This window comes from Rhodococcus sp. 7Tela_A2 (assembly GCF_049311045.1).
Classification (GTDB): Bacteria; Actinomycetota; Actinomycetes; order Mycobacteriales; family Mycobacteriaceae; genus Rhodococcus.
The window spans coordinates 1-17504 of record NZ_JAXION010000090.1; the positions used below are offsets into that span (position 1 = coordinate 1).

Below are 17504 nucleotides of genomic sequence, written 5' to 3' on the forward strand. Positions count from 1 at the left end.
CCCCCCCCCCCCCCCCCCCCCCCCCCCCCCCCCCCCCCCCCCCCCCCCCCCCCCCCCCCCCCCCCCCCCCCCCCCCCCCCCCCCCCCCCCCGCCCGTGCCGTCGATAGAGTGGCCGGATGAGTCTTGCCCGCACGGAACGACATGCCCTGGTCCGCACGATGTCCGAGGTCGGTCCCGACGCGCCCACCCTCTGCGGCGACTGGACGACCCGCGATCTCGCCGCGCATCTCCTCGTCCGAGAGCGCCGGGTCGACACGATGCCCGGAATCATGATCCCGGCCTTCGCCGGCCACACGGAGAAGGTCCGTCGCGAGGCGACCGACAAGCAGTGGTCTCACCTGCTGTCCGAGGTCGACTCCGGTCCGCCGAAGTGGTCGCCGCTCTTCCTCCTGGACTCCGTGGCCAACGCAGTGGAAATGTTCGTGCACCACGAGGATGTGCGCCGCGCCCAGCAGGGATGGGAACCGCGACGCCTCTCCACCGAGGTCCAGGACCAGTTGTGGAGGACCGGGCGGATGTTCGCGCGCACCAGCTACGGCGGGTCCGATGTCACCGTCGTCTTCGAGCGCCCCGACGGCGAGCGCGTCACCGTCCGGAAGCGTGGGCCTCGCAGCGTCGTCCTTCGGGGCGAGCCCGCGGAACTACTTCTTCACGCGTTCGGACGCGACGCGGTGCACGTCGACAAGGAGGGCGAGCCGAGCGCCGTCGCCGAGATCGACGGATCCAAGCGCGGAGTGTGACCGACCGGCCCCGCATCGTCGCGGCGTCGTGGCCGAGAGCGCCGCACCACCTGTGACCAGTGCCGCCCGGCGTTACCCGTGTTGCACATGGTTCACGAGAGGCCCGGGCGGTTACCCTGGCGGTTATGGCAGGAAAGTCGGGCAGTCGCGCTTCGTCCTCAACGACCTCACGGTCGCGGACGGGGGCACGCGGCTCGTCCGGCGGTGCCAACCGGTCCCGTGCGGCCTCGGCCAAGTCGGGAAAGGCGAAGGCCGGTACCGGTAGGGCAGCAGCGGGCCGAGGCGCGACGGCGAAGACGTCGGGCGGAGCGCGAACGTCCCGCGGGACGGGCTCGGCCGGAACCCGCCGCTCGCCCCGGCCCCGCGCCAACACTCCACGCGGCGCCGCAGCGCGGCGGTCCCGCACCTCCGGCGGGGTACTCGGCGCGCTCGGCAAGGGCGTCGCCGCCGGATGGTTCATGGCGGCGCGCGCGCTCGGTGCCACCGCGCGCACCATGGGCATGGCCACCGACATCGAGCACGGCCATCGGCGGGACGGTATCGCGCTGGGACTCGTCGCAGTCGGGGTGGTCGTCGCAGGATCGCTGTGGTTCGGTGTCGGAGGTCCGGTCGGGGACTGGGTCGAGACCGGTGTGCGCGCCGTTGTGGGCGGCGCGGGAGCGGTGCTCCCGCTGGTCGCCATCGGCATCGCCCTGACCCTGATGCGTACCGAACCGTTCCCCGAGATCCGCCCGAGGCTCGTGCTCGGTGGGCTTCTCGTCGCTCTCCCGGCATTCGGGCTGTGGCACGTTGCGTCCGGCCTCCCGGGGGATGCGACCGGTCGATCCGAGGGCGCCGGTTTCGTCGGCGCCGCGGTCGGCGGACCTCTCACCGCGGGACTGACCGCGTGGCTGTCCGTTCCGCTGATGCTCCTCGCCGCCGGATTCGGCATTCTTCTGCTCACCGGCACCACCATCCGGGAACTGCCCGAACTGTTCCGTGAGTACTTCGGCCTGGAATACCCCGCGGACGACGAATACGGGGACGAATACGGGGACTACTACGACGACGATCCCGGTCTCTACGACGACGGGTATCGCACGGAAAAGACCAGGTCGCGTCGTCGCCGCACCCCCGTCGAGAACTACCCACCCGACGAATTCGAGGCCGAGACCGAGATACTGCCCCTGTGGCCGGACGACGAGGCCACCGCCGCGGCGCCGCCGCCCGAACCCGAGCCGGAACCCGTCCCCGCACCGGCGCGCACCCGCGCGAAACGTCCGGTTCCGGCGGCACCGGTTCCGGAGCCCGAACCGGTGCCGGAGCAGTCCGATGCCCATGCTCTCGTCGTTCCCGACCGCGAAGTCGACGGCGATTACGTCCTGCCGTCGCTGAGCCTGCTCACCAAGGGCGATCCGCCGAAGAAGAGGTCGCCGGCGAACGACGAGATGATCGAGTCGATCACCGAAGTCCTCGAACAGTTCAAGATCGATGCGGCGGTCACCGGCTTCACCCGGGGGCCCACCGTCACCCGCTACGAAGTCGAACTCGGACCGGGCGTGAAGGTCGAGAAGATCACCGCGCTGGCCCGGAACATCGCGTACGCGGTCGCGACGGACAACGTCCGGTTGCTCGCGCCGATTCCCGGTAAGTCGGCGGTCGGTATCGAGGTACCGAACTCCGACCGCGAACTGGTCCGGCTGTCGGATGTCCTCGCCGCCCCGTCGACCCGCCGCGACCACCATCCGCTGGTCATCGGTCTCGGCAAGGACATCGAGGGAGATTTCGTCTCCGCGAACCTCGCCAAGATGCCTCACCTGCTGGTGGCGGGTTCCACCGGGTCCGGTAAGTCGAGTTTCGTCAACTCGATGCTGGTCTCGCTCCTCATCCGGGCCACGCCCGACGAGGTCCGGATGATCCTGATCGACCCCAAGATGGTCGAGTTGACGCCCTACGAAGGCATTCCGCACCTCATCACGCCCATCATCACGCAGCCGAAGAAGGCCGCGGCCGCGCTGGCGTGGCTGGTCGAGGAGATGGAACAGCGCTACCAGGACATGCAGGCCAATCGCGTCCGCCACATCGACGATTTCAATTCGAAGGTGAAGTCGGGCGAGATCACCGCCCCGCTCGGCAGTGAACGTGTCTACCGGCCCTACCCGTACATCCTCGCGATCGTCGACGAGCTGGCGGACCTGATGATGACGGCTCCGCGCGACGTCGAAGAAGCGATCGTCCGGATCACGCAGAAGGCCCGCGCCGCCGGCATCCACCTCGTCCTGGCCACCCAACGTCCGTCGGTGGACGTGGTGACCGGCTTGATCAAGACCAATGTGCCCTCGCGGCTCGCGTTCGCGACGAGCTCTCTCACCGACTCGCGCGTCATCCTCGATCAGCCCGGCGCCGAGAAGCTGATCGGTATGGGCGACGGGCTGTTCCTGCCCATGGGTGCCGGCAAGCCGGTCCGCATGCAGGGTGCGTTCATCACCGACGAGGAGATCTCGGCGGTCGTCGACGCCGCGAAGAACCAGGCCGAACCCGAGTACACCGAGGGCGTCACGGCACCGAAGGCCGGTGAGAAGAAGGACGTCGACGCAGACATCGGCGACGACCTCGACGTGTTCCTCCAGGCCGTCGAACTCGTCGTGACGAGCCAGTTCGGCTCCACGTCGATGCTGCAGCGCAAGCTGCGCGTGGGATTCGCGAAGGCAGGCCGACTCATGGACCTCATGGAGACGCGCGGGGTGGTGGGTCCGAGCGAGGGCAGCAAGGCGCGCGAGGTGCTCGTCAAACCGGACGAACTCGACGGGCTCCTGTACTCGATCCGCGGCGGCGGCGATCCGGACGACGCAGGATCCGGGTCCGGGGACGCCTGAGACACATATGGCACAATCGTGTCAGCTGTGGAGGGGAGTATCCCCTAATTCGCGGCGGTCTCGTCAACACGTACGGCGCCGATGCCGTTCCGGGGCCGTCGGTCCGGCATTCGTGCAGGGCGGGAGAGACCTCCGGCAGGTATACACCTACCGGAAGGCCGAGGTATGCACGTAACCCTGACGACCTGGTTGATCACCATCGCGGTGATCGTCGGACTTTTCGTCTTCGACTTCTATGCCCACGTACGCAAGCCCCACGCGCCGACGTTGCGCGAATCGGGTTTCTGGTCCGCGGTGTTCATCACGATCGCCATCATCTTCGGTGTGCTCGTCTTCATGGTGTGGGGGCCGACGTACGGCGGGGAGTACTTCGCCGGCTACGTCACCGAAAAGGCACTGTCCGTCGACAACCTCTTCGTGTTCGTGATCCTGATGGCGACGTTCGCGGTGCCGCGGGAGTATCAGCAGAAGGTGCTCACGATCGGCATCGTTCTCGCCCTCGTGATGCGCGGCCTGTTCATCGCTGTCGGCGCCGCCGCCATCAATGCGTACAGCTGGGTGTTCTACCTTTTCGGGATCTTCCTGATCTACACCGCCGTCAAGCTCATCCGCGACCACGGTGAGGACCAGGGAAGTATCTCCGAGAACAAGATGGTGGTTCTCGCGCGTAAGTTCCTGCCGGTCCACGACGAATACGACGGCGACAAGCTCGTCACCCGCATCGACGGCAAGAAGATGGTCACGCCGATGCTGCTGGCCCTCATCGCGATCGGGTTCACCGACATCCTGTTCGCGCTCGACTCGATTCCCGCGATCTACGGTCTCACCGAAGAGCCCTACCTCGTGTTCACCGCGAACGCGTTCGCGCTCATGGGTCTGCGGCAGCTGTTCTTCCTCATCGGCGGCCTGCTCGAGCGCCTGGTGTACCTGTCGTACGGACTCTCGGTGATCCTGGCGTTCATCGGCGTCAAGCTCGTGCTGCACGCGCTGCACGAGAACACGCTCGGCTGGATCAACGGCGGCGAACACGTGGCGGTGCCCGAGATCTCCACCGGCTTGTCGCTGGCTGTGATCGTCGGTGTTCTCATCATCACCACGGTTGCGAGTTTGCTGCGGACGCGGCACGTGGAAGCATCCGCCAAGCGATGACGGCGCCGATCGCCTAACCGCTGAAAGCGCCCATCACGGGAGTCCAGGCGGTGATGCGTACCGCATCGCCGCGGCCGCGCGGCGCGAACGGATCCTGAGCCATCAGGTCCCGCGCCGCGGCCTCGTCGGCTACGTCGAGCAGAATCAGTGCCCCGGACCCGTCGGTCCACGGGCCGGTTGCCCGGACCCGTCCGTCCTCGACGAGACCGCTGAGCCATGCCCGGTGCTTCGGGCGGTGCTCGTCGCGGGCCGCGGCGGTGGCGTCGGAGTACGTGTATTCGACGGCGAACATGGCCATGAAGTTTCCTTCGATCCGGTGGGAGACGGGCGTCGTGGCTCAGAGTGTGAGCAACATCCGGGTGTTCCCGAGCGTGTTCGGTTTCACGTAGCTCAGGTCCAGGAATTCGGCGACACCGGTATCGTACGACCGGCACATTTCGGCGTAGACCTCGGCTGTCACCGGGGTGCCTTCGATTTCGGTGAATCCGTGGCGGGCGAAGAAGTCCACTTCGAAGGTGAGCACGAACAGCCGCTCGAGCTCGAGTTCCCGGGCCACCTCGATCAGCCGCGCGACCAGGAGATGACCGGCGCCGCGCCCTTTGACCTGCGGGTCGACGGCCACGGTGCGGACCTCACCGAGGTCGGACCACAGCACGTGCAGCGCTCCGCACCCGACGACACGCGCACCGACCTCGACCACCCAGAACTCCTGGACGGCCTCGTACAGGGTCACCAGGTTCTTCTCGAGAAGGATCCTTCCCGAGTAGATGTCGATGAGCCGCTTGATTTCCGGCACGTCGGACGTTCGGGCCCGACGCACGACCATTCGGTCGGTTGTGCTGGATTCCGGCGCCGCTGTTGTCATGCGGTGAACAGTAGCGCGTGCCCCAGGCGATATTGTGGGGCCCATGAGCACGCCCCGCCAGCACGTCGCCGCATCGGGCGGGAGCGGCGCCGCCCCGGGACCGAACGCCGGTTCCCCGCACGATCCGGTGCCTTTGTGGAACATCGCGAACATCCTGACGGTGCTGCGAATCGCGCTGGTCCCGGTGTTCCTGGTGTTGCTTTTCGTCGGCGACGGGCACGACACCGGGTGGCGCCTGGCGGCCACGGCCGTCTTCGCGGTCGCCGCGATCACCGACCGGATCGACGGCCAGTTGGCGCGCCGGTACGGCCTGGTCACCGACTTCGGCAAGCTCGCCGACCCCATCGCCGACAAGGCGCTCATCGGTGCCGCGCTGGTCGGGCTCTCGCTCCTCGGCGACCTCACCTGGTGGGTCACCGCGATCATCGCCGCTCGTGAACTGGGCATCACAGCTCTGCGATTCGCGGTGCTGCGGCACGGCGTGATCCCGGCCAGCCGGGGCGGCAAGGCCAAGACGTTCGTCCAGACCCTTGCCATCGGGATCTACCTGCTCCCGCTGCCCGACGCGATCGCGCCGGTGGCGGTGACGATGATGGTGCTCGCGGTGGTGCTGACCGTCGTGACGGGCCTCGACTACGTCGTGCAGGCGGTCAGACTGCGTACGGCGGTGCGGGCCGGCGAACCTGCGCACGACGGCGGCGGGGACCGGACGTCGTCGTGACCGCTGCCGACCCGCTTGCCTCCGCGACGCGGGCAGCCGAACTCGTGGCCGAGTTGTCGGCGCGCGGACAGACCGTCGCGACCGCGGAGTCGCTCACCGCAGGACTGGTTGCGGCGACGATCGCCGGCGTTCCCGGCGCCAGCGCGGTCCTGCGCGGGGGGCTGATCGTGTACGCCACCGACCTGAAAGCCGTTCTGGCCGGCGTCGACACCGAGATCCTCGCGCACGACGGTCCCGTCTCCGAGTCCACGGCTGCGGCACTCGCGGACGGTGCGCGTACCCGATGTGACGCCACCTGGGGGCTGGGACTGACCGGCGTGGCCGGACCCGACAGCCAGGACGGACATCCTCCCGGCACGGTGTACATCGGAATCAGCGGGCCGGGAGGTACCCGCGTGGGCCGGCCCGAGGTGGCGGGAGACCGGTGGGGCATCCGGCTCGGATCGGTCGATGCCGCCGTGTCGGGACTACTCGCCCGCCTGCATACGACCTCGGCGTTGTAATGTCTGTTCACCGCGTTCTCGAGGTTCGATCGAGAAGTGGGAACCCGTAGGTGCTGTTGCACGTTGTCGGGGTATAGGTACGAAGGACGAAGGAGGATGCGATGGCGCTGTTGCTACGCGAAGCACTGGGGGACAGCCTTCGGCGTACCCGTGTGTCGCAAAGCCGCACCCTGCGCGAAGTCTCCAGTAGCGCAAGGGTCAGCCTCGGGTATCTCTCCGAGATCGAACGTGGGCGCAAGGAAGCGTCGAGTGAGCTTCTCGCGGCGATCTGCGACGCGCTCGCCGTCCCGCTCTCCGACGTCCTTTCCGACGTGAGCGAGTCGCTCGCCGATGCGGTTCCCCGTCGCAGTGGCATGAACGAGCGGGTTGCCGAGGTCGGTATCTCCGATCTCGCGGGATCCGACGGGGTGGCGCGGGATTCTGCGCGGATTGCGCAAGAGACCAGAGTTGTGATCCCTGCACCGGCGGCGCGGGCGCTTGCTGCCGCCTAACATGGATTGAAGATCGCACCGGGCATCCGGCGCGGACAAGCGACATATCCCGGCTTCGCCTCCAGGGTGATCCGGGCTCGGCAGGTTGGACCGCCGGGATTCGACCGGCAGGGCGGTCCGGAATCGGTGCGCGAGGGCCGCGCATCGGGTCGCGTTCTGCGCGGCGTACCAGATGGAGGCGGGATCACACCCATGGCTAATCCGTTCGTCAAGGGTTGGAAGTACCTGATGGCGCTGTTCAACTCCAAGATCGATGAAAAGGCCGACCCGAAGGTCCAGATTCAGCAGGCCATCGAGGACGCCCAGCGGCAGCACCAGGCACTCTCACAGCAGGCGGCATCCGTCATCGGAAACCAGCGGCAGCTCGAGATGAAGCTCAACCGCCAGCTGGACGAGGTCGAGAAGCTCAACGCGAGTGCCCGGCAGGCCGTGATGATGGCGGACCAGGCCAGTGCTGCGGGCGACACCGAGAAGGCCATTCAGTACACCAACGCCGCCGAGGCCTTCGCCGCGCAACTCGTCACCGCCGAGCAGTCGGTCGAGGACCTGAAGGTGCTGCACGACCAGTCCCTGCAGGCTGCGGCGCAGGCGAAGAAGGCTGTCGAGCAGAACGCTATGGCATTGCAGCAGAAGGTGGCCGAGCGCACCAAGCTGCTCAGCCAGCTCGAGCAGGCCAAGATGCAGGAACGGGTCAGCGAGTCCCTGCGCTCCATGGATTCCACTTTGTCCGCGCCCGGAACCACGCCGAGTCTCGATGCCGTGCGCGAGAAGATCGAGCGTCGCTACGCCAATGCGCTCGGTTCTGCCGAGCTCGCGCAGAACACCGTGCAGGGACGGATGCTCGAGGTCCAGCAGGCGACCGTCCAGATGGCCGGACACAGCCGGCTCGAGCAGATCCGCGCCTCCATGAAGGGTGACGCCCTGCCCGGTGCGCCCGCGACGCCCGCCGTCGATATCGGCAAGGAGCCGCCGGCCGCTGCGGGCAGTGCCGGTAGTCAGTAACGCACGCGACCACCCCAGGAACGTGACCTCGCCATGAACGCACCCGGAAGCGGCCGGGCCGGAAGCATCTCCGGCCCGGCCGCTGCCGTGCTCAGAGACGCCACGGGCGCTGCGGTCGATGCTGCCCGCCGCTGGCGCGATCCCGCGGCGCGACTTCGTCGCAAGAAGCGCCGGGCCCGTCGTCGCGCCCGCTTGTTCGGCGCAGCAGGCGGCACCGGGGGTATCGGTACGGCCACACTCATCGCCGCGTCGGCGCCCGACTGGACGATCGTCGCCACCGGCGGAGCGACAGCCGCATTCGTCGTTCCCGCAGTCATGGCGGTGCGGACGTTCCGCCGCCTCGACGCGCTCCCGTTACCTCCACCCGGACCGGGCCGCCGGACTCTGCCTCCCGCAGGCTCGGTGGCGCGCGCCCCCATGGAGCGCCTGTCCGCCGACGAGCAGAGCCTGGCCCGGCTGCTCGCCGTCATCGCACGATCCGGCGCTGTCGCCGCCGACGATCTCGACGAGATCGGTGAGGCGGCGCGTGCGGCGTCGGCCGCGCTCGACGCAGTGGTCGAAGACGTCGTCGCGCTCGAAGCGGCGTCGCGGGGGAGTGCGGCGGCAGGTGCACACCTCGACACGGCGATCACCGCTGCGGGTCAGCGGCTCGAGTCGGGCGTCGACCAGTACGAGGAACTCGTCGCGGCCGCCGCCCGCCTGGCTGCCGCCCCGGAGGGCAGCCGCTCGATGGCGCTGCTCGAACAGCATCGAGCGGAGCTGATCACCACGTCGGACAAGCTCGAAAGCTGGGCACTGTCCTGGCAGGACGTCGCGCAGATCGAGCGGCGCTATCGCGGCCGTCCGTAGCCGGCGCGCGACCGAAAGCCCGCCCTCAGTCGTCGACGCCCCGCGCGGCGAGCGCTTCACCCATCGCTTCGGCGGTCATCAGCGCACCGACCACGACCGGCACGACCAGAGCGCGCAGCGAGAATCCGAGTCCGCGGGCTTTGCGTGCCTCCGTCACCCGGGTCACCACCGCCCCCAGCAGCGGAATCGCGCGGATGGTCATCACCAGCACGAGGCCGACACGATCCGGGTCGACGCCCACCCTGCGCAGCGGCCGCGCGGCGGACACGATCGCGTCGAGCATGTCCGTCATCCGTGTCGTCAAGGTGACGAGCGCGGCGAGTGCGACGGCGACGAGCAGTGAACCGCAGATCACGACAGCGCGTTCCCAGCCCGCGACGATCCATTGGAACGCGCCGACGAACGCCAGCATCCACACGATCGGCCGCAACTGGATCACCGTGAGCCGCAGGGGTATTCGTGCAACCGTGTACGCGATCACCGCGAGTACGGCAGCCGGAAGAACCTGCCAGGGCTGCCGGATCCACAGGCTCAGGACCACGATGATCGCTGCGGTGACGACAAGCTTCGGTCCGGCAGGCACTCGATGCAGCACCGACGTCCCGGGGTGGTAGAGGCCGAAGGTGTTCACCCGATCAGCTTCCGGTAGTACGCGACGGCCGGTCCGGGTTCGTCGTCGGCCACGATCAGACCCGAGTCCACCACGAGGACGCGGTCGAACTCCGTGAGCAGATCCAGGGCGTGGGTCACCACCACGAGTTGCTGGCGGAGCGAGGCGAACGTGCGGGCGATCAGCTTGGTGTTGCGCAGGTCCAGCAAGGTGGTGGGCTCGTCGGCCACCAGCACGTCCGGGTCGGTGACCATGATCGCCGCGAGTGCCAGCAGTTGTTTCTGCCCACCGGAGAGCAGGTGGCTCGGATGATCGTGGTGCCCGGCGAGACCGAACTCGGCGAGCACCTCCCGCACCCGGTCGGCGCGCTCCGCTTTCCCCAGTCCGCTGCGTCGCAGAGAGAATGCGACGTCTTCCGCGACCGTCGGCATCACGATCTGATGGTCGGGATCGGTGAAGACGAAGCCCACCCGCTTGCGGACCTCCCGGCCCTTCTTCGCGGTGTCGAAACCGTCGACCGTCACGGCGCCGGCGGAGGGCACCACGAGACCGTTGATCATGCGCGCGAGCGTCGACTTCCCGCTCCCGTTCGCCCCTACGATGCCGACCCGTCGCTCGGTCAGCGTCAGGTCTATGCCGTCGAGGACGGTCCGGTCACCGTAGGAGTGACGGACCTGCCGGAAGCAGATTTCGCTCATCGACCGGTGCGCTCCGTCCGTCAGTGCGTCGGGTCGGCTGCGGGCTGCCGCTGGATCCGGGCGGCGAGGAGCGCCGGGTAGGCCCGGTGGACCTGCGCCGCGACCGCAGCGGCGACGACAGCCTTGATCAGGTCGCCCGGAAGGAAGGCGACGTTCGCGGCGGCCGCGGCCCACACCGTCAGGTCGGTCCGGAGCACCATGCCGGCGATCCCGAGGGCATACAGGACGACGATGCCGCCGAGCACGTTCACTCCGACACCCAGCACTGTCCGGTACCGGGGGAGCATCCGCATGCTCAGCCACCCGATGACGGCGACGGCGGGAATCCAGCCGATCAGGAAACCCGCGGTCGGTCCGGCCAGGGACGTGAGCGTCGTACGTCCGCCCGCCAGCACGGGGAGGGCGAGACCGATCACGATCACCGTCGTCACCGACAGGACACCCTTCCGGGCGCCGAGCAACGCGCCGGCCAGCATCACACCGAGAGACTGCAGGGTGATGGGGACGCCGGAAGAGCCGATGGTGATCTGGCCGGGCAGACCCAGCGCGATGATCAGAGCGGCGAAGACGGCGATCTGCGCGAGATCGCGAGCGGGCATACGACGGGTCGAGGACACGTTTTCTCAGCCTTCTGACGGCGGGTCGAGTAGCAGTGGGATCGAACGTGTAGAGCGTAAGGGTCCAGGAGGGTCCCCACGCCACCACCCCCGCTCGGGGTGCACCCCTGAGACGGCCGGGCCGCGCGCTGCGGGTATCCCCTGATCTTTTCCTGAACTACGCGATGACGTGGTGTTTTTCCGTCGTGACGGTGTGAGGATCGAGTGTGTACGACAGCGACGGTGCTCAGGTGCCAGGCGGGAGAACACGATGTTCTGGAAGATCGTAGGAATGGTCGCACTCGTGTGGGTGGGCCTCGCGGTGATCGGCGCCCTGTTCGACCACCTGTTCGGCATCCTCGTACTCAGCGCGATCATCTTCGGCGGATATCTGCTGTACAAAGCGATGTCGCGCAGTGACAGGGACGACCACGTCACCCGGTTCTGACCGGACAGTGGACAGCCACGGCGGCAGAGAGGGGGCCCGGCGGTAGAGATACCGCCGGGTCTTCGTCCGCGCGGTGTGTCCCGGAGCCCGGTGAGCCGGATCGTGCGGGTGGATAGTGAGTGCATGGATCCTGTACCGGAGGACTGGCAACGCGCTGTCGTGGTGGTGGCGCACCCGGACGACATCGAATACGGCGCGGCGGCGGCAGTCGCGAGATGGACGCGGCAGGGCAAGGACGTGCGGTATGTCCTCGCGACACGTGGCGAAGCGGGTATCGCCGGTCTTCCGCCGGCACAATCCGCGCCTGTACGTGAGGACGAGGAGCGGGAGTCCGCTCGGATCGTCGGGGTCGAATCCGTCGAGTTCCTCGGGCACGCCGACGGCCTGCTCGTCGCGGGTCCGGAACTGCGCCGCGCTATCGCGGCCGCGATCCGGCGGCACCGGCCGCAGATGGTCGTGACCGCCCATTTCGGGGAGACCTGGTTGCCCGGAATCCTCAACAGCGCGGACCATCGTGCACTCGGCATCTGCGTCCTCGACGCGGTGGCCGACGCCGCCAACGAGTGGATCTTTCCGGAATTGACCCGCGACGGGCTCGAACCCTGGCCGGGTGTGCGGTGGATCGCGGTGAACACTCCGTCACCGACGCACGCGGTCGACGTCACCGAGACAGTCGAGATCGCCGAGCGCTCGCTCGCGGCGCACCGGCGATATCTCGAGGCGCTGAGCACCGTGGACGTCGACGAGCAGGCCCGGGCACAGGTGCAGATGTCGTCGGGAGCGTTGCCGGGGTTCCCGGCCGAGCGTGCCGTCGGGTTCGAACTGTTCACCGTCGCGGGGTAGCAGCGGACCGTCCTGATCGGCTGTGGCAGTCTGAGCTGCGTGCGAGTGGCAGTGGTGGCAGGACCCGATGCAGGCCATGCGATTCCGGCGATCGAATTGTCGCGCCGGTTCGCCGCCGCCGGCCACGAGGCGATCCTGTTCACCGGTGAGCGCTGGTTCGGCATCGATGTTCCGGGCGTGACCGTCGCCGAGCTCAAGGGGCTGGCTCCGCGGTCGGACGACGACGACGCGGATGCCGGGGCCAAGATCCATGGACGGGCCGCTCACATCGCGACCGAAATGCTCCAGGACCTCAGCGCTCTGCTCCCGGACCTCGTGGTGTCGGATGTCATCACCGCCGGGGGCGGCATGGCGGCCGAGCGCCTGGGCATTCCCTGGATCGAATTGTCGCCGCACCCCCTCTACCTCCCGTCTCGAGGATTGCCGCCGATCGGAAGCGGGCTCGCCGTGGGCACCGGAGCGGCAGGACGCCTCCGCGACACCGTGCTGCGTGCCATGACCGCGAGTTCGGTGCGTAAAGGTGTCCGGCACAGGGCGGACGCGAGGATCGGGATCGGCCTGCCGGCCCGGGACCCCGGACCGTGCGCGCGCCTCGTCGCGACCGTGCCCGCCCTCGAGGTGCCCCGGCCCGACTGGCCCGCGCACGCCCACGTCGTCGGCCCGCTGCTGTGGGAACCCACCGACGTGGTGCTCGAGCCTCCGTCCGGCACCGGGCCGCTGGTGATGGTGGCACCGTCGACCGCCACGACCGGTGTCGTGGGACTGGTCGAGTCGGTGTGCGAGGGGCTGAGCGGTACGGGGATGCGGGTGGCGGCGACGATGCTCGACCCGCCGGCCGGTTCGCTGCCGGACTGGGCGGTCGCGGGGCGCGGCCGTCAGGACGTGCTGCTCCGTGCCGCCGATGTGGTGGTGTGCGGCGGAGGGCACGGAATGCTGGCGAAGGCGCTCAGCGCTGGAGTTCCCGCCGTGATCGTTCCCGGTGAAGGCGACCAGTGGGAGCTTGCGAACCGTGCGGCCCGCCAGGGCAGCGCCGTGGTCGTGCGGCCGCTGGATGCGGGCGCGGTGCGGACCGCGGTGGAGACGGTGTTGTCGCGCCCGGAGTTCGCGGCGGCGGCCCGCGCCGCGGCTGCCACGGCGGGAAGTGTCGAGGACCCGGTCGCGGTGTGCGAGGCCGCCCTCCGCTGAAGCACGGTGCGGTGAGGAACTCGGGAAGATCGAATTGCCGCGGGGCGGATGCGGCACCGCGTCGTCGGGGACGACTACCGTGGGGCGCGTGCGGTTGACGGAATTCCACGAGATGGTCCGAGACGAATTCGGGCAGATGCACGGCGACGCCCTGCTGCGCGACCACGTGCTCCTCGAACTGGGTGGCCGTACCGCCGCCCAGGCGATCGAGGCAGGCCAGGAACCTCGGGAGGTGTGGCGGGCTTTGTGCGAAGAGTTCGATGTGCCACCGGCGCGACGGTGACCGCAGCGCAGCGGGGAGTGCCCTGTTCCGAACATTCGAACAGATGTTCGTCTATGCTGATATGGCCGGGCGGTGACGACGCCGTCCACACGCAGCGAATCCATCCACAGAAGAGACGTTCTGTGCTCGCCGCAGCGAACTTGTCGGTACCGGCTTCTAACGTCGTCGACAAGCAGGACGAGATTCGATGAAGGGGACCAACATGGCAGCACAGACTCACGATCGCGAAAAGGCGCTCGAGCTCGCCCTCGCGCAGATCGACAAGAACTTCGGCAAGGGCTCGGTGATGCGACTGGGGGAGGAAGCCCACCAGCCCATCGCAGTGATCCCGACCGGGTCGATCGCTCTCGACGTCGCGCTCGGAATCGGTGGTCTCCCGCGTGGCCGCGTCGTCGAGATCTACGGGCCGGAATCCTCCGGTAAGACGACGGTGGCACTGCATGCGGTGGCAAACGCACAGGCGAACGGCGGTCTCGCCGCCTTCATCGACGCCGAGCACGCGCTCGACCCCGAATATGCCCGCAACCTCGGAGTCGACACCGACGCGCTGCTGGTCTCCCAGCCCGACACCGGTGAGCAGGCTCTCGAGATCGCAGACATGCTCATCCGTTCCGGTGCCCTCGACATCATCGTGATCGACTCGGTGGCGGCTCTCGTGCCCCGAGCCGAGATCGAAGGCGAGATGGGCGACAGCCACGTCGGCCTGCAGGCCCGGCTCATGAGCCAGGCACTGCGCAAGATGACCGGCGCGCTCAGCAACTCCGGCACCACCGCGATCTTCATCAACCAGTTGCGCGAGAAGATCGGCGTGATGTTCGGCAGCCCCGAGACCACCACCGGTGGCAAGGCGCTGAAGTTCTACGCCTCCGTGCGTCTCGATGTGCGACGGATCGAGACGCTCAAGGACGGCGGCGACGCGGTGGGCAACCGCACCCGCGTCAAGGTCGTCAAGAACAAGGTGTCGCCTCCTTTCAAGCAGGCAGAGTTCGACATCCTGTACGGACACGGCATCAGCAAGGAAGGTTCGCTGATCGACATGGGTGTCGAGCACGGCTTCATCCGGAAGTCGGGTTCCTGGTACACCTACGAGGGCGATCAGCTCGGACAGGGCAAGGAGAACGCCCGCAAGTTCATGCTCGAGAACACCGACGTGCGCGACGAAATCGAAAAGAAGATCAAGGAGAAGCTCGGCATCGGGGCGGTCGTCACCGCCGGCGAGGCCGAAGAGCCCGCAGACTTCTAGAGTTCGAGACTTCCACGAGGTTCGTGAGGAAGGGACCGACCGGTATGGTCGGTCCCTTCGTCGTATCCCGTCGGTGTCCTCCTCTAGTGTCCGCAGCATGGACGACAGCAGCCGAGGGGGCACTCGGGGGAGTAGCCGACGCAGATCCGAGCGAAGCTCCGGGCCCGACCGCAGTTCCCGCACCGACCGGGGCACCGGCAAGGAGCCCGGCGGAGGAACCGAAGCACAGGCGAAAGACGTGTGCCTTCGCTTGCTCACCGATCGCGCCCGCAGCCGCGCCGAACTTGCCGCGAAGCTCGAGCAGAAAGGCTTCACAGCGGAAGTCGCCGAACGCACCCTCGACCGTCTCACCGAGGTCGGACTGATCGACGACGCGGACTTCGCCCAGCAATGGGCGCGGTCACGTCACCTGTACTCCGGCAGAGGAAAACGTGCGATCGCGCTCGAGTTGCAGCGCAAGGGCATCGACGCCGACGACGCCGAAGCGGCCCTCGACCAGATCGACAGCGACGACGAACGAGAGCGCGCCGTCGAACTGGTCCGGAAGAAGCTTCGCACCCAGCCGCCGCTGTCCACCGAGGGCGACCGGCGCGAACGTGCGCTCGAGCGAGACAAGGTGGTGCGGCGGCTGGTGGGAATGCTGGCACGACGCGGCTACGCGCAGGGCATGGCCTTCGACGTGGTGCGGCAGGAACTCGCGGCCCTCGGTGCCGACACCGGCGACCTGCCCGCCGACTGACAGGTCACCGCTTGTCGGTGATGTCCATGCCCGGGACGGCCAGCACAGGGATCGTCTGAGGACTTTCCGCAGGCACTGCGCCCTTCTTCCCGCGTCCGGAACGCAAACGCTTCTCGAGTCGCGTCGCGAACTGGGTCAGAGCACTGTTGAGCACGATCATGATGGCGGCCACCACGAGCAGCGACGGCAGGTAGTTGGAGAAGAAGGCGCCGAGTTGCTGTCCGGAACGCACTACTTCGACGTATCCGATGAGGTAGCCGAGCGCGGAGTCCTTCAGCGCGATCACCATCTGCGACACGATCGCCGGCAACATCACCGTGACCGCCTGCGGCAGCAGGATGAGCCGCATGACCTGGTTCTTCCGCATGCCGATCGCCGATGCGGCCTCGGTCTGGCCGCGGGGAAGCGAGTTGATGCCGGCTCGCACGATCTCGGCGATCACCGATCCGTTGTAGAGCGTCAGGCCGGTGATCACCGCAGCGAGTGCCAGATAATCCGACTTGAACACGCGGTACTCGGCGAACACCTGGTAGGCGAAGATCATGAGGATCAGGACGGGAACGGCCCTGAACAGTTCCACGATGGTGCCGGCGACGATACGTACCGGGCGATGATCCGACATGCGCGCGATGCCCAGCACAGCACCGAGAATCAGCGCCAGAACGATCGATGCGGCCGCTGCGATGAGCGTTCCCCGGATGCCGGGGAGGAGATACGTTGTCCAGCTGGTCGATTCGAGGAACGGCTCCCACTTCGCCGCGGTCAGCTGACCCTGCGAGTCGAGTGCTCGGTAGATGAACCACGCGGCGAGCAGCAGTAGCGCGACCACCACCACCGACAGGATCCGGTAGATCGCCTTCGCGCGGGGGCCCGGTACGTCGTAGAGAACGCTTCCGCTGGCACTCATCGTGCTACCTCGAATCGCTTGCTGAGCCAGCCGAAGAGCAGGCCGGTCGGGAGGGTCAGGATCACGAACCCGAGGGCGAAGATGCCACCGATCGCGAAGATCGCGGCTTCGTTCTCGATCATCGTCTTCATCAGCAGCGACGCCTCGGAGACACCGATCACCGAGGCGATGGTCGAGTTCTTCGTCAAGGCGATCAGCACCGAACCGAGCGGCGCGATCACCGCACGAAATGCCTGGGGCAGCACGATGAGCCGGAGGTTCTGCCCGAAGGTCAGGCCCAGTGAGCGCCCGGCCTCGGACTGCCCGAGCGACACGGTGTTGATGCCCGAGCGCAGGGACTCACACACGAACGCGGCGGTGTACACGGTCAGACCGAGCACCGCGAGGCGAAAGTTGTTGTCGACGAGGAACGTCGGGGAGGACTCCGAGGCGAGTTTCACTCCGAGTGTCTGGGACAACCCGAACAGGCAGAAAATGATGATCAGCGTCAGTGGCGTGTTACGGAAGATGGTCACGTAGGCGGTGCCGATGGCCCTCGCGACGGGGATGGGGGAAACCCGCATGCCCGCGAGGATCGTTCCGAGGACCAGCGCGCCGATCGCCGACACGACCGTCAGCTGGATGGTGGTCCAGAACGCATCGAGCAGCTGGCTTCCGTACTTGCTCAACAGATCCACAGGTCTACTCCGGATCGAGGGGAGGGCGGTTGCCGGAGCGGTGGGGGGGGGGGGGGGGGGGGGGGGGGGGGGGGGGGGGGGGGGGGGGGGGGGGGGGGG

21 protein-coding genes are annotated in these 17504 nt (G+C 67.9%); 14 read left to right on the forward strand and 7 right to left on the reverse strand.

Annotated elements, in window-relative coordinates; all coding sequences use genetic code 11:
* Positions 1-117: 117 nt before the first annotated feature.
* The 3 genes from TVH25_RS15885 (at position 118) to TVH25_RS15895 (ending at position 4745) form a co-directional block, all read left to right on the forward strand.
* Entirely contained in the window at positions 118-741 is a 624-nt protein-coding gene (locus tag TVH25_RS15885) for a TIGR03085 family metal-binding protein (RefSeq protein WP_169652400.1), read from the forward strand.
* A 125-nt stretch (positions 742-866) separates the two neighbouring features.
* Positions 867-3596, forward strand: coding sequence for a DNA translocase FtsK (locus TVH25_RS15890; RefSeq protein ID WP_422424777.1), 2730 nt, complete (start codon positions 867-869; stop codon positions 3594-3596).
* Positions 3597-3761: 165 nt separating this feature from the next.
* Complete coding sequence (locus TVH25_RS15895; protein ID WP_422424779.1) at positions 3762-4745, forward strand: TerC family protein; 984 nt, start codon at positions 3762-3764, stop codon at positions 4743-4745.
* Between the two features lie 13 nt (positions 4746-4758).
* Here TVH25_RS15895 and TVH25_RS15900 read toward each other — a convergent pair whose 3' ends face one another.
* Entirely contained in the window at positions 4759-5043 is a 285-nt protein-coding gene (locus TVH25_RS15900; RefSeq protein WP_422424780.1) for a YciI family protein, read from the reverse strand.
* 39 nt (positions 5044-5082) lie between these two features.
* The gene (locus tag TVH25_RS15905; protein ID WP_378528292.1) at positions 5083-5610 is read right to left on the reverse strand and encodes an amino-acid N-acetyltransferase; all 528 of its coding nucleotides are present in this window, start codon (positions 5608-5610) and stop codon (positions 5083-5085) included.
* A gap of 43 nt (positions 5611-5653) precedes the next feature.
* Between TVH25_RS15905 and pgsA the strand changes: the two genes are divergently transcribed.
* From pgsA to pspM, 5 genes are all read left to right on the forward strand, one after another.
* Positions 5654-6331: a CDP-diacylglycerol--glycerol-3-phosphate 3-phosphatidyltransferase gene (gene pgsA, locus TVH25_RS15910; RefSeq protein ID WP_422424781.1), complete on the forward strand. Its 678-nt coding sequence runs from the start codon at positions 5654-5656 to the stop codon at positions 6329-6331.
* Complete coding sequence (locus TVH25_RS15915; protein ID WP_169620622.1) at positions 6328-6834, forward strand: CinA family protein; 507 nt, start codon at positions 6328-6330, stop codon at positions 6832-6834. Before pgsA ends, TVH25_RS15915 begins: the two co-directional genes overlap by 4 nt.
* Positions 6835-6935: 101 nt before the next feature.
* A complete protein-coding gene (locus TVH25_RS15920) occupies positions 6936-7325 on the forward strand; it encodes a helix-turn-helix domain-containing protein (protein ID WP_169620623.1) in 390 nt (129 codons plus the stop codon).
* A 192-nt stretch (positions 7326-7517) separates the two neighbouring features.
* Positions 7518-8327, forward strand: coding sequence for a PspA/IM30 family protein (locus tag TVH25_RS15925; RefSeq protein WP_169620624.1), 810 nt, complete (start codon positions 7518-7520; stop codon positions 8325-8327).
* A 33-nt stretch (positions 8328-8360) separates the two neighbouring features.
* A complete protein-coding gene (pspM, locus tag TVH25_RS15930) occupies positions 8361-9176 on the forward strand; it encodes a phage shock envelope stress response protein PspM (protein WP_169620625.1) in 816 nt (271 codons plus the stop codon).
* 25 nt (positions 9177-9201) lie between these two features.
* Here pspM and TVH25_RS15935 read toward each other — a convergent pair whose 3' ends face one another.
* From TVH25_RS15935 to TVH25_RS15945, 3 genes are read right to left on the reverse strand one after another with little or no spacing between them, the layout of a single operon-like run.
* Positions 9202-9807, reverse strand: coding sequence for an energy-coupling factor transporter transmembrane component T family protein (locus TVH25_RS15935; protein ID WP_378529100.1), 606 nt, complete (start codon positions 9805-9807; stop codon positions 9202-9204).
* On the reverse strand, positions 9804-10484 hold the full coding sequence (locus TVH25_RS15940) for an energy-coupling factor ABC transporter ATP-binding protein (RefSeq protein ID WP_169620627.1): 681 nt from the start codon (positions 10482-10484) through the stop codon (positions 9804-9806). The genes TVH25_RS15935 and TVH25_RS15940 overlap by 4 nt, the downstream gene beginning before the upstream one ends.
* 20 nt (positions 10485-10504) lie before the next feature.
* A complete protein-coding gene (locus TVH25_RS15945; RefSeq protein WP_169620628.1) occupies positions 10505-11101 on the reverse strand; it encodes a biotin transporter BioY in 597 nt (198 codons plus the stop codon).
* Positions 11102-11351: 250 nt separating this feature from the next.
* Here TVH25_RS15945 and TVH25_RS15950 point away from each other — a divergent pair, with 250 nt between their 5' ends.
* The 6 genes from TVH25_RS15950 (at position 11352) to recX (ending at position 15821) form a co-directional block, all read left to right on the forward strand.
* A complete protein-coding gene (locus TVH25_RS15950) occupies positions 11352-11528 on the forward strand; it encodes a hypothetical protein (protein ID WP_169620629.1) in 177 nt (58 codons plus the stop codon).
* A 123-nt stretch (positions 11529-11651) separates the two neighbouring features.
* The gene (locus TVH25_RS15955) at positions 11652-12371 is read left to right on the forward strand and encodes a PIG-L deacetylase family protein (protein WP_422424782.1); all 720 of its coding nucleotides are present in this window, start codon (positions 11652-11654) and stop codon (positions 12369-12371) included.
* Between the two features lie 39 nt (positions 12372-12410).
* Positions 12411-13556, forward strand: a complete 1146-nt coding sequence (locus TVH25_RS15960; RefSeq protein ID WP_296550890.1) for a glycosyltransferase — start codon at positions 12411-12413, stop codon at positions 13554-13556.
* A gap of 88 nt (positions 13557-13644) precedes the next feature.
* On the forward strand, positions 13645-13839 hold the full coding sequence (locus TVH25_RS15965; RefSeq protein ID WP_169652395.1) for a DUF3046 domain-containing protein: 195 nt from the start codon (positions 13645-13647) through the stop codon (positions 13837-13839).
* Between the two features lie 202 nt (positions 13840-14041).
* Positions 14042-15082 (forward strand): recombinase RecA, encoded by a 1041-nt coding sequence (gene recA, locus TVH25_RS15970; RefSeq protein ID WP_169620632.1) that lies wholly within the window; start codon positions 14042-14044, stop codon positions 15080-15082.
* 97 nt (positions 15083-15179) lie between these two features.
* Entirely contained in the window at positions 15180-15821 is a 642-nt protein-coding gene (gene recX / locus TVH25_RS15975) for a recombination regulator RecX (protein ID WP_422424783.1), read from the forward strand.
* A 4-nt stretch (positions 15822-15825) separates the two neighbouring features.
* Here the strand turns inward: recX and TVH25_RS15980 are convergent, their stop codons facing one another.
* Positions 15826-16728, reverse strand: coding sequence for an amino acid ABC transporter permease (locus TVH25_RS15980; protein ID WP_169652393.1), 903 nt, complete (start codon positions 16726-16728; stop codon positions 15826-15828).
* Entirely contained in the window at positions 16725-17405 is a 681-nt protein-coding gene (locus tag TVH25_RS15985; RefSeq protein ID WP_169620635.1) for an amino acid ABC transporter permease, read from the reverse strand. Before TVH25_RS15985 ends, TVH25_RS15980 begins: the two co-directional genes overlap by 4 nt.
* Positions 17406-17504 lie beyond the last annotated feature (99 nt).

Coding starts and splice junctions, on each gene's coding strand:
- TVH25_RS15885 (WP_169652400.1), top strand. CDS start 118: ATGAGTCTTGCCCGCACGGAACGACATGCCCTGGTCCGCACGATGTCC.
- TVH25_RS15890 (WP_422424777.1), top strand. CDS start 867: ATGGCAGGAAAGTCGGGCAGTCGCGCTTCGTCCTCAACGACCTCACGG.
- TVH25_RS15895 (WP_422424779.1), top strand. CDS start 3,762: ATGCACGTAACCCTGACGACCTGGTTGATCACCATCGCGGTGATCGTC.
- TVH25_RS15900 (WP_422424780.1), bottom strand. CDS start 5,043: ATGGCCATGTTCGCCGTCGAATACACGTACTCCGACGCCACCGCCGCG.
- TVH25_RS15905 (WP_378528292.1), bottom strand. CDS start 5,610: ATGACAACAGCGGCGCCGGAATCCAGCACAACCGACCGAATGGTCGTG.
- pgsA (WP_422424781.1), top strand. CDS start 5,654: ATGAGCACGCCCCGCCAGCACGTCGCCGCATCGGGCGGGAGCGGCGCC.
- TVH25_RS15920 (WP_169620623.1), top strand. CDS start 6,936: ATGGCGCTGTTGCTACGCGAAGCACTGGGGGACAGCCTTCGGCGTACC.
- TVH25_RS15925 (WP_169620624.1), top strand. CDS start 7,518: ATGGCTAATCCGTTCGTCAAGGGTTGGAAGTACCTGATGGCGCTGTTC.
- pspM (WP_169620625.1), top strand. CDS start 8,361: ATGAACGCACCCGGAAGCGGCCGGGCCGGAAGCATCTCCGGCCCGGCC.
- TVH25_RS15940 (WP_169620627.1), bottom strand. CDS start 10,484: ATGAGCGAAATCTGCTTCCGGCAGGTCCGTCACTCCTACGGTGACCGG.
- TVH25_RS15950 (WP_169620629.1), top strand. CDS start 11,352: ATGTTCTGGAAGATCGTAGGAATGGTCGCACTCGTGTGGGTGGGCCTC.
- TVH25_RS15955 (WP_422424782.1), top strand. CDS start 11,652: ATGGATCCTGTACCGGAGGACTGGCAACGCGCTGTCGTGGTGGTGGCG.
- recA (WP_169620632.1), top strand. CDS start 14,042: ATGGCAGCACAGACTCACGATCGCGAAAAGGCGCTCGAGCTCGCCCTC.
- recX (WP_422424783.1), top strand. CDS start 15,180: ATGGACGACAGCAGCCGAGGGGGCACTCGGGGGAGTAGCCGACGCAGA.
- TVH25_RS15980 (WP_169652393.1), bottom strand. CDS start 16,728: ATGAGTGCCAGCGGAAGCGTTCTCTACGACGTACCGGGCCCCCGCGCG.